Here is a 12894-nt window from a genome sequence, read left to right on the forward strand (position 1 = left end):
ATTAATTGACAGTCATTTAATAAAATTAAATGCCCCACATTAGCAGGGCATTTAATTAAACTATTTTTTATTTCCACCGGATGACTTTTTATCCGGAATAGTAGTTTTCTTTACAGAAGCCTTAGATTTATTAGAAACAGCCTTTTCTTTTCTTCGCTCTAGTTCCTTCAACACAGCATACTTTGCAGCAGCAATGGTTTCACGATTAACCTTTTCAGTTATTCTTCCCTTAAGCAAGTCATCGAATTCGATGTACTCGCCCATGAGTAACAGTTGAGTAATCATGTTATTAACCATCGTTTCTTGTGCATAACCAACAGCTTGATACAGTTGATCGGCCCCATCCATAAATTCTTCTGCAAATTCAGGATAATTAGGTAAACTCATCAGCTCGTTGCAGGTTTCTCCAAAACTACTTAATTCGATATTTAAGTTTGGCGTAACCAGAAGTGGACTAAATGCCTCTTTCTTATTCTTTGGCTCATACATATTAACCCCTGCCAAATCGACAGCCACACTTGGATCATCCATACGTACAAATTCAGCTTTCATCATCTTATCCAGTTGATACAGATAAAAGTTGTATCGCCATATTTCATTACTACTTCTACCATTGGTGAAAATATGCGCATAATGCTCACGAACCGATTGTCGCACTTTGTTTTTGCTTTCGTTCATCTCAGAAGATCCAGCTCTTAAATCCTGAATTAAATCAGTAAGTGCTTCAGCCGCTTTTTGAGGACCGGTAATTTCCTTACCCTTCTTCCCTATTTCGGTAGAGACAATGCCACACTGCACTTTTCGTCCGGCACCTAACCTATCTTCACCGCCACTCAATACATCGGTTAAATAGTAACGCGACTCAACCTGACCTTCCTGTGCTATAAATGGCTGACCAGCAGGTGTACTTGCCAAGGCATCAAACATCTGCCCAAACACATTTCGATTGATAACAACATGTAATGTCTCACTTTCATCAGAAGCTTTCACTTCGGCAACAAAGCGATTTTTAACAATGTCGAAATTAACCTTTATGATATTCACAGCTTCATTATTGTACTCAAATGACTTACCAACAAATATCTGATTTACCACCTGCTCAATGTCTATTTTATCCATCATCTTATACGATGAGGCTAAATAGTACACTCTCTCGCTTGGCACATATTCCCAATCCAACACATCATCGAGATAATTGCCATGCTTTGCCAGAACATCCACAATGTTTTTATCTGCTGTGTAGCGATGGAATGTACGCTGGAAATTTGGACCATCCTGACTGGTCGCCTTCTCCTTACGTTCACCATGCGAATCGATGTACATCATGAAATTCTCAGGATTATCTACTCTTGTAATTCCTGCTTCTTCCTTGCTGTAGTTATGAGCTGTAAGAATGATATCTATTTTATATGGCATCTGAATTTCGCACAAACCACTTACCGTGCTACGCGAATTTAAATCGGTAACGTTACTATCGGCACTACTCTCAAATAAGTATTTATAGTATTTAATGAAATCTGGGTCAAAATCGGTTACACGCGAGAAATCACCAACTTCGGTACCAAAACCGTAGATATTTCCTTGCTTATCGCGGAATACATGGAACATATCACCCGCAATCATTTTGATGGAACGAACCCCTGGTAAATTTTGCTTCAACCATTTTAGAATTAAGGCCGCAATCATCTCTGACTTACCTACTCCGCTATCACCATCTATTTCAACCACAAATATACTTCCATCCTCCAACTCAACAGCGAATAGTGAGCCATGCTTAGGAATACCACCCATCTCCTTCACCTTTTCATTAATCATGGTCAAGCGTGGTTTCTTCACATCGCCAAAGTAATCAGCCTCCTTTTTCAAAGGTGTCACTAAAGTTTTGATGCTGCCGTTTGGCCCCTTAATATCAAAGAAGCCAACCTGAGGGAAAGAAATTACTTTTTCAGGCGCTCCCAAGAACAATAGTACATCTGGTTGAAAGTTCTGCGCCTCCTGTAACGAAATATCCTTGTATTGCATCAAACGGAAATTATCCGTCATGTATTTGATATAACCTTTCTGGAAAACAAACATTTCCTTAACCGCACCGTGTTGCAATATTTTACATCGATAATCATCCGGATCCATATTGGCCACAAATTGCGCCAAACGACGTTCAAAGAATTTCGAACTAGGCTTGGTACTTAAAGCTTTGATGTAATTATTCTTCGAATTACCATCATTCATTTCCATCAAATACTCCGAAACTTCCTCAGAACGATCAATCTTATGGAAAGGATATTCGCGCTTTTTAGCATCGGTAACAATACGTGTATGTAATTGTATTGGCTGTTCAACTGAAACAACTCCACACTTGGTCATCAGTTCATTGATCCATTTCAACGATCCATTTTCAAAAGTCTCAAGCGTTTGATCCTGCATCTCGAAGTGACGATAAAGAGACACTCCATGCTGAATCATTTCGTTAACACTTGAATTCTGACGGCTAAAATGAATCTCCACCACCTTTATTAAGGTGTGTGCATATCGTTGATAATAATCGGTTCCCTTCGAAAGATTTTGAACCCCAACAATAAAATTAACAACCTTCCGGGTTACCTCATTTAACTTCTCTTGCGATACTTTAATATCCTTTTTACGAATAATGTAGTTCATGATATCGTCAATCTCCTGAGGCAATATCTCCGTCAAAAGATTCTCAGTTATCATCTTCAATTCATCATCGCTTGTGGCATCAATCTTAGCTTGTAAATATTTAAGCTTTTCAAGAGCATGACGATAGAATGAATTTTCATGCTGCAACAGGTAGACGTACAAGACCCTCTCAGGCATCGATAAATCTTCTGACAGAACACGCTTCTTAACCGTATCAATCAATATTCCAATGGAACGAGGAAGTATTTCAATATTTACATATTCTTCATCCTGACGTAAACCTTCAAAAAACTCTAACAAGAACTTCTCAAGATCCAGCTCATTAACATTAAGGCCAGTAACCTCGGTAAACATAGCACAAGTAGTCTCTACAATCTCCTTTCTACTTGGCTCAATGCTTGGCTGCTCAAACGGCAAGTTAAAATGCAAAAGAATCTCTTGAATATGTTTCTTAAGCACCACATTCACACCTTCCAAACGCGCCACATCCATGTGGTAATCGCCGCTGGCTTTCAAAGTCAATATTTTCATCTTTGCATCAGAGAATAACAAGCGCTCCATTTCGATGAGAATTTCACGCATTGTGTTTTTCTCCTCCGGATCATCCAATACAAAGTGGTTCGGATGGAAACTCTTCTTATTATGAATGTATTTTAGGATGGTAGCCTTACTATATCGTGAGGCCACAATATTAAAATTCAAGTGCTTTATCTGAGGAATGCGCTTGTGAATTTGCGGCAAGAGGTTTTCGTATATTTTCGTAAAGGCCGAACTACGTATAAACTCTTCCACATTTCTGCAATCACCCACATCGCCAGAAAACTCAATTACCGAATTTTCGGAATCCCCAATTGTAGTAACCGTAACTCCGCTAACCTGAGGCGAAGCATGATACAAGGATCGGTTCTCATTTATCTTTAAGGAAACGTTTACCTTTTTATTAACATCCCTGATATCCTTGTAATCTTCAAATAAGCTAGACAAATATTGCTTGTCAGCCTTAGTAGCAAACATTTGATGCAATACAGTCTCACTCTCAATTTCCTTTGAAGTGGTCTTTCGCACTTCTTTAAAAGCTAACCAATTAGTCAAATAGATAATTAAGGCTGTACGAATTTCCTTTTCAAATATCTCGTAACTCAATGGAGAACCATCTAAATAACCTCCCAAAGAAAAACGCACCACTCCTGTTCGATACGGCAATACAGATATCCCTTTCTTGACAGCGATAATCTTCGAGAACTCTTCTAAATCATTAAATGTTCCGAAATTATGGAAGTGTAAATTAAACAAATAACTGCCGTCAGAATCGAGCACGGAAACATCAGCTATGGCCAACTCATTCAGTACTTCAGAAGCCACTTTTTTAGCAATCTTCAAACGTACATTTGACTCAGTGCGGAAATTTTTATTAATCCTAAACCGATTAAGTCCTTTTACCAACTCTTTGTGATAATAAACAAAGAATGGCACCTCCTTGTATTTAAAATCATCAGGCAAACCAAGAATATCTAACTTAGCCAGAGCCACCAATTCATCTAATAAATACAAGTGCAAAGGACTGCCTTCAAATTGACTTAATGGCTGCAACACCGATTTTGAGTGACTTGCTTTCTCTGTTGCACGCACCACAATAAACTGTTCAATCAACTCTTTGATCTTACTGCGAGATGCACTTTTGGGCAATTCAGACTCCATGGCATCCTTCAGCTTCTTTGCACGAATTCCAATATCTAATACACTATTCAAGAAATATAAGGAACTAGAATTTCCTTTAGCGGAGGTATTGCGTTGTTTTGCAAACTTGATAACATCAGCCATTTCCGGCGTAGCCACTATAGCTCCCAAACGATCGCCCGAGGCTGCTAAATTCTTAGTTGTTGATAGCGATGAAACAACACGAATTTTAGAATATACATTTTCGTTATTTAACACATAGCGAGATATACTCCGCCACTTAGGCATTTCACTTCCACTCGTCTTAACACTATCGGTATAGGCCTCATCTAACAACAGGGTAATTTTACTGTTGTTTACGAATTTCAAAAAGTTGATCAGACTCTCTTTGTTGAAATCTGAAAAGCCAGTTGGGTTCGAAGGATCGTTGATGATTATCGTCGTATTTTCACAGAAACGATCCCATAAATTACCACTTGCATCAAATAATTGAAGCGTATTTTTTATGCGTCCTAATTTTGCATGAATACGTTCATAGTCGATTCGCTGATCATCAAGATTTTCAATTTCAATATCGAATGGGTTAATTGAAAAATCTTCGTCAGAAAACAAATCAGTATATTCCCATGCCAATACTTTATTGTAAATAATGTAAGGCTTTGGACTTCTGTCTTTAAAGAACAGAAGGTCACGAATAATCATCTGAACATCATCTGCTATCGACGTTTTTTCAAGATTACCCAAATCACTAATAAACCCTTTCAGTATCTCTTGCTCTTCCTTGCTCTTGTTTTGATAATCCTTAAACACCCCCAGATCAATCAATACATTTCGGAATCGACCTTTGTTGTCCGACTCGTTATCAACCTTGGTAATGTACTTCTGATAAGTTTCCATAAACAAATTCACACCAAAATTCTTATGAAAATGGTTGTGAAGCGTACGCTTATAATTATCAGGAATAAAATTAATAATGGTTTTGCAGCGCGTTTGAATCTCTTGCTTGAGAGGCTTTAATTCACGTTGTTGCAAATACTCTCCATAAGTGCGCAATTGATTTCTACCACCGCCTTCAAGAATCGTCGCTATTTTTAAGTTAGGATTACTTGAATAAAAATATTGACATAACTTCTGCTCAAAACCTTCAATCAACACTTTATTCTGTTGATTACGCGCCTTCTCATCAACCGTATTCTGAATGAATACAATAAAATCGCGCAATTTCTGAAGCGAATATCGATCCTTTAATATCTGACGAGTAAACCCATCAAATTTAAATAGGTTGGTATTTTTAACAACATCATCAGTTTCTCCTAATTGCTCTTGTTTTAATTCTTTAAGTTCCGAATTGTATTCCTCTACCTTTTTCTCAAGTAAATCTTTGAATTCGGCAAGATACTTGGTGTTTACATTTTCAAGAATCAAGCGCAAGTTAAGCTGAGTATTAGCTGGAGAACCCAATTTCTTGGTATGAACTTTATTAAGCGTATTTATAATACCATTGTGAAAACTAAAAACCAGGCAAGTGTTGGAAGCTATTGATTCTGGCGAATCATCCACAATTACCAAACGCGAAAGCATAGGAAACCATTTGGATCCCGCAAACATGTTTTTACGCATGTGTTTCACCTTCACAGCAAATACACTTGAAGAGTCTTCAAGCATTAATTGAAATAAATCTTCGCCTTTTACATTCTCAACAACCTTTACACAATCACGACCAAAAACATCACCCTTTAATAAATCAATAGCAACATCTGAATTACCAGAAACCACCGTGCGAATCAGACCATTTAGGCCTTTAAAGTTAACTGCCCACTCCGTTCGGTGAAGAAAGTTATCCTTTTCGGCTTTAGTTGTATAATGCGTACTTTGGTTAATCATTTGTTCCAGGGTATCCATGAGGTAGTTCCAATGCGCCTCATCAATATCTCCAATTACGCCAATCACATCACGAAAACGCCTTAGATCCTGAAGTAAATCACCCACCACAACCTTTGATACAAAATTGATGGTTTGATCAGTAACAGGTGGCGTACCAACCGAAAAATCGTGTACTTTCAAAAGGCTAGATAACCATTTTTTCTGTTGTTTATCAAGCATATCGGCATCGATAAAACCAGCAACTTTTTGGTTAAACTTACGCTTAAGCGAGTTATAAACAAAAGCCTTTGAATCCTCGTGTGGAAACAGCATCAGTGACACATCTACATAAGATGGAATCTCTTCACGAAACTTCAATAAGTACTTTTGAATCTCAGCCTGTTGACGAGCCGGATCATTCGGTTCCTCATGGCACAATTTCACAAATGATTTAAGATTGTCAAAAATGAAATTGGGGAGTAAAACTTCTGCCCTTTCGCCCAATGCGGCATAAAGGTCGATAAATTCGCGTGCTTCCTTTCTAAGAAAGGCTTTGGGAACACCTTCTAATTGCATGATTTTAGATTAATGTTAAAATATTAATTTCCTTAATTAATAATCATCAAAAAGCTGTTGTTGGATGCGATTCAAAACAAAACCGAAGCGTTGCTTATAAAATCGTTCAAATATAAAAACATTACTTACATATCCACATGATATCCATTATAAATGTAATAATTAGAAAATTATTCTATTTTAAAAACACACAAAAAAAGCAGCTCTGTTAAAGAGCTGCCTTTGAAATATCATTTATCAATTATTCTTAACAAAGAAATTTACATTCATTTATTATTCAACAATTGTCATTTCGTCTAATAAATAACCTGCTCCCGCAAACTTGTCGACAATAAATAATACGTAGCGAATATCCAAAGAGATATTACGACACTGATCAGGGTTGAACATGAGATCGCTCATTACGCCTTCCCAGGCACGATCAAAGTTAATTCCTATTAAATGCCCTTCTGCATTCAAAACAGGACTACCCGAATTTCCACCTGTGGTATGATTAGTTGCAGCAAAACAAACAGGTACAGAACCATCCACTTCGTAACGACCATAATCCTTGTTCTTATACAATTCTTTCAATTTCGCCGGAACCCTGTAATCGTAGATATCAGGATTATCTTTTTCCATGATACCTTCAAGGCTAGTTGAATGCTTATAATAAACTGCATCTCGAGCTGTATATCCTTTTACCTGTCCGTAAGATACGCGTAAAGTAAAATTCGCATCAGGATAAAATACTTTATCTGACTCAAATTTCATCTGAGCAGCCATATAATCTTTATTCAACACAGCTAATTCACTTCGGTATTTATTAAGTTGAGGATACACCTTATCTGTATACACTGTTTCAAAACTATTATTCAGAACATAAGCAGGGTCTTTCTCTAAAGCCTTAATTGATTTGCTTGAGAAATTGTTAATGAAATCCAGCACAAGATCCTTATCATCAAATATGGATTTTTTATACAGATAATCAACATACTTCTCTACATTACCTTTGTATTTACTATTAATCAATGTATAGATTTCTGGTTGGAAAGCCTTATCAATATTACTTGCATACATACCTAGTAGTTGAGCAGAAATCTCCTTATCTAGTGGTTTATAATAGTCCTTAAAGAATCGTTCCGCTCTTTCGACTAGTTTAGCTTTTACAGCATTAGCTGCATCTTCGTTAACTTCTTCTCCTTCATAGATAGCTTTTAAAGCTTCCATCTGACTTGCCAGGTAAACTAGCTCCATACCATTTGAACGAATCATCTCACGATAATAACCGTATGTCAGATTGTAATTGGCATAATCCTTATAAATGCTTTTATATTTACTTAACAAGTCAACATATTCAGGTGCCTTAACCTTAGCCCATTTCACAAAGGCTTCTTCTTGCTTTTGCTTTTTATTAATGGCATCAAGAATTTCTAATCCGCGATTTTCGCCAATCCAGCGTTTCCAGCTATTGGAGATCCGTGCATTCTTAGCAGCATACTTAATACGTACTGCAGGGTCTGCTTCCTGGTAGCGATTCATTATATTTAACTTCTCAGTTCGTACATCAATCAACTTAGGATTAACTGTTTCTGTTAACATTTCAAGGTGGTACGATGGTACATATTGATAAGTGCTACCTGGATATCCAAATACCATTGTAAAGTCACCCTCTTGCACGCCTTTCATCGAAACAGAAAAATGTTTACCTGGCTTATAAGGCACATTGTCTGCAGAATATTCAGCGGGTTTATTGTCCTTATCGGCATAGATGCGAAACATTGAGAAATCACCAGTATGACGAGGCCACATCCAGTTATCAGTATCACCACCAAACTTACCTATGGCTGAAGGAGGAGCTCCAACCAAGCGCACATCTTTGTAGATTTCATTAACAAACAAAAAGTACTGATTGCCATGGAAAAATGGCTTTAAAACGGCTTTATAGTGTGTGTCTTTTACAGCCTCTTCTTTAATTGCTTTGATATTAGCCGCTATAACTTTATTGCGCTCCTTGTCTTCCATACCTTCAGTTGTACCTTCCAGTACCGCATCAGTAACATCATCCATGCGCTTTAAGAAAGTTACAGATAAACCAGGGTTAACCAATTCTTCTTCTTGCGACATTGCCCAAAAACCATTGGTCAAATAATCATTCTCAACCGAACTATGATATTGTATTTGTCCATAGCCACAGTGGTGGTTGGTAACAATTAATCCTTTGTCAGAAATCAACTCACCTGTACATCCTCGACCAAAAATTACCACCGCATCTTTCAAACATGCTTGGTTTACACTATACACATCTTCCGCAGTCAATTTAAAACCCATTTCCTGCATCTGCTCTATGTTATATTTCTGCAATAACATAGGAATCCACATACCTTCGTCGGCACGCGATTGTATTTGAATAATCGTTAGAGCAATAATGCTCAATACTAATTTTCTAATCATTTTGTTGACTATTTATGTATTAAAAATTTTGTAATTCCTGATATAATTTCTGAACTGGTAAACCAACCACATTAAAGTAAGAACCTTCAATACGCTCAATACCAACCATTCCAATCCATTCTTGAATTCCGTAAGCACCGGCCTTATCAAACGGTTTGTAATTGCATATATAATGATTGATTTCATCATCTGTTAAGGCCTTAAAAAAGACTTTTGTAGAAACTGAAAAACAATATTGTTTTTGTGATGAGCTTAAGGCAACTCCAGTAATTACCTCATGCTCGTTATTTGATAATGTCTGAAGCATCCTGAAAGCATCGGCCGTATCAATTGGTTTACCAAGAATTTTTCCATTACATACTACAATGGTATCGGCAGTAATAACAATGGTTTCATCATTCTTCAACTCCTCTGCATATGCTTTAGCTTTATGTTGCGCTAAAAACTCAGGCACCTCATCACTCGGCATTTCTTGGGGATACACTTCGTCCACATCCGGCTTAACCAGCACTTCAAAAGGTATATCTAACTGCTTCAACAACTCTTGTCTTCTTGGCGATTGAGATGCCAAGATTAACTTACGATTTAATACCATTTATTATTATTCTCACGAGTTAAGCCAACAAATATATAAGAAAAGAAATTTTAAGACACTGACATCAATATGCTTTGCGACATAAAATTAAAATAAACAAATTGATAGTTTAGGCAAAATATTGACCTGCCAACAATAAGAACATGATACCCAATAACATTACTAATTTGCTAATACGACTCACCCAGTGGTAATCTTTACTAGTTTTAGCGCGATACCAAAGAAATAGCAATATAAGATGTGGCAAAGTAAAACCAACTATAAAGTAGACTTTCACATAAGGAATTTCCCGAATTTCAGGAATTAAGAAATAAATTATCCATAAAATGAATAATGATGCCAACTCCATAAGAAAAACAAAAGCCTTTGTTAAAGGCATACCCAAAGCGATTGGCAGAGTCCTACAACCTACAGCTTTATCTCCTTTCAAATCTTCAGCATCTTTTATTATTTCACGCGTTAGGTTAGTTATGAAAGCAAATAAGGCAAAGCCCATTGCCCAAAACCACGCCGTTGAACACGCTTGCGTTTGCAATACCTGAACGCCATGGACACGCGATAACATAGCAAACTCAATGGACACAACCAGTAATGCAACAAGCGCAGTTAACATTGAAATAATTAAATTTCCAATTAACACGTGACGTTTAAAAGTTGTACTATAATACCAAAGTGTAATCGGTACTGCCAGATATATGAGTGCGTACACTTCTTTGCGAGCCACATAGGCCAAAAAGAAACCGATGAGAATTCCAGTAATTGAAAGCACAACGTGTAAAAATAGGGCTACTCGTCGTTTAATGACCTTCCCTACCAACACCTTTTCTGGTCGATTAATTCGATCAATTCGTATATCGAAATAATCATTAATAATGTAACCCGAAGCAGCCAATAAAACAGTAGATACAACCAATAGAATAAATCGAAAATCACTTAATACAGGCTGAAGCCCATAATGCTCAAGGATTGGAATCAACAGAGCATAGCGCAGCATAAATTGCAACAATGCAATGATCAACAAATTCTTATATCGTATCAGTCGTAAATAGGCCATATTTCACTCAGTATATTAGACCTTGAAAATACCTATTAAAATTGAATTGACCAATGCTACCAAATATAATCAAGTGCCCACTTGCCATGTGCGCGTAACACTTGTTCCATTACATCGCGAACAGCGCCCTCACCACCTTTACGGTCAGAAATATATTTACAAAGCGATTTGATTTCTTCAACAGCGTCAGCAGGACATGTTGGAATACCCACTCGTTTCATTACCGGGTAATCTGGTAAATCATCACCCATGTATAGTACCTCGTAGGCTTTTAAGCCTTGATCCTCTGCCCATTTCTCAAAAACAGGCCACTTATCCGAAATGCCCAAATATACATTCTGCACACCAAGTCCTTCGTAACGTTTACGAACAGCATCAGTTGTTCCACCGGAAATAATAGCAACAGGATACCCTAATTTTACAGCCAATTGCAGAGCAAATCCATCCTTGATATTAGCTGTACGCATTGGCTCTCCACTTACATGCATGGGTATCATTTGTGATGATAACACACCATCCACATCAAAGGCAAATGCCTTTACTTTCATCAAGTCTTCTTTAAAATTGCTCATTGTATATTTTATTTGCTGCGAATATAGTTAATTAGATTGTTAGTCCCCGTAATCATCGGGATTTGTCAGAAGGCAGTAGTTTATTAGTGTTAATTGAAGTTCAATCACCTATAAGCAAAATTATAAAAAAAACTACTGACTTCTGGCTAATTACCAACAAACTACTAAATTAAGTATGATCAAGAATTATTTTCCATTCACCATCAATATTCTTCCAGACCAAGGAAAAGTAACCATCTGCATCTCCTATTTCACGTGTTAAGTGATACTTCCCAATAAGCAACACACAATCATCGGCCAACATATTAAAATGCTCAAAGGTATATTTAAGTTCACCAATTGCGGCTGCATCAGGATACCCTTTCTTGTAATTCTTTAGTGTTTGCTCCCAGCCATTGGTTACCTTATTAATGCCCATAAACAGCATCGAATCCGATTTCCAGTAAACCTGCATATAACCTTCAAAATCACCTTTGTTCCAACAGTGGCGAGACGCTTCCATTTGCACCAGTATATTTTCTTTTACTTCTTTTGGAGGCTCACTAATTACTTTGTTATGATCCTGCTCATTGCATTGACAGGATGAAAATACAATTACAAAGCTTAATAGGAATAATTTCTGAAGATAACGCATATGTGTTTTTTAATGATTCAGGATAAAAATACAACCCACTCACTTAATTCACAATTAAGCTGAGAAAGATCATATATTCGAAAAAGCAAGTGTTTGGCCTTGGGATGCACTCAGCTTTTTGTTACATTCGACTTCTTGATTAGAAATAAAGTGAATGACTCAAATTGATTTATATAAAACGCTGGACAAACCATCGGAGGGTATATACAAGGAAAAGGGTAGTAAATTTATCGCCTATGCCTATCCTGTTTTTACCGAAGACGAAATAAAAGCCCACATTGCAGATTTAAAGAAACAATACTACGATGCCCGCCACCATTGTTATGCCTGGCAATTGGGTGCCGATGGCAAATTATTTAGGGCCAACGACGATGGCGAACCATCTGGTACAGCTGGTAAACCAATACATGGGCAAATACGTTCGCATGAGTTAAGTAATATTCTTATTGTTATTATACGGTACTTTGGCGGAACCAAACTTGGTACAAGCGGCCTCATCAGGGCCTATAGAGAAGCATCAATAGATGCCATAAACAATGGTAATATAATTGAACGAACGGTTGATGATGTTTACCGTCTCGAATTTGATTATGGTGTTATGAATGATATCATGAAGATAATGAAAGAGGAAGCTCCAAACATCATTCGGCAGGATTTTGACTTACGATGTAGTATTGAATGGAGTTGCCGTCAGCAAAATGTCGAAAGAATAAATGCTCGACTTACTAAGCTTGAGTCGGTCAATATTGAATTTCTTCGCACCACTTAATTTAATATCTTATCAAACCGATATTCAATAAGGACTTTAGAAAAATAGCTCAATTGATATAAA

7 protein-coding genes are annotated in these 12894 nt (G+C 37.1%); 1 reads left to right on the plus strand and 6 read right to left on the minus strand.

Going from position 1 to position 12894, the window contains the following annotated elements:
* Nucleotides 1–60: 60 nt before the first annotated feature.
* The 6 genes from ACRD7B_RS13910 to ACRD7B_RS13935 form a co-directional block, all read right to left on the minus strand.
* Nucleotides 61–6774 (minus strand): aminotransferase class I/II-fold pyridoxal phosphate-dependent enzyme, encoded by a 6714-nt coding sequence (locus tag ACRD7B_RS13910; protein WP_430825179.1) that lies wholly within the window; start codon nt 6772–6774, stop codon nt 61–63.
* Nucleotides 6775–7047: 273 nt separating this feature from the next.
* On the minus strand, nt 7048–9207 hold the full coding sequence (locus ACRD7B_RS13915; protein ID WP_430825180.1) for a S46 family peptidase: 2160 nt from the start codon (nt 9205–9207) through the stop codon (nt 7048–7050).
* Between the two features lie 19 nt (nt 9208–9226).
* Entirely contained in the window at nt 9227–9802 is a 576-nt protein-coding gene (locus ACRD7B_RS13920; RefSeq protein WP_430825181.1) for a Maf-like protein, read from the minus strand.
* A gap of 109 nt (nt 9803–9911) precedes the next feature.
* Complete coding sequence (locus tag ACRD7B_RS13925; protein WP_430825182.1) at nt 9912–10856, minus strand: geranylgeranylglycerol-phosphate geranylgeranyltransferase; 945 nt, start codon at nt 10854–10856, stop codon at nt 9912–9914.
* Between the two features lie 56 nt (nt 10857–10912).
* Entirely contained in the window at nt 10913–11428 is a 516-nt protein-coding gene (locus ACRD7B_RS13930) for a KdsC family phosphatase (RefSeq protein WP_430825183.1), read from the minus strand.
* 169 nt (nt 11429–11597) lie between these two features.
* On the minus strand, nt 11598–12062 hold the full coding sequence (locus ACRD7B_RS13935) for a YybH family protein (RefSeq protein ID WP_430825184.1): 465 nt from the start codon (nt 12060–12062) through the stop codon (nt 11598–11600).
* 154 nt (nt 12063–12216) lie between these two features.
* Here ACRD7B_RS13935 and ACRD7B_RS13940 point away from each other — a divergent pair, with 154 nt between their 5' ends.
* A complete protein-coding gene (locus tag ACRD7B_RS13940) occupies nt 12217–12831 on the plus strand; it encodes an IMPACT family protein (RefSeq protein WP_430825185.1) in 615 nt (204 codons plus the stop codon).
* Nucleotides 12832–12894 lie beyond the last annotated feature (63 nt).

Origin of the sequence: Carboxylicivirga fragile (genome assembly GCF_050589805.1) — a bacterium.
In the GTDB taxonomy this organism is placed as follows: domain Bacteria; phylum Bacteroidota; class Bacteroidia; order Bacteroidales; family Marinilabiliaceae; genus Carboxylicivirga; species Carboxylicivirga fragile.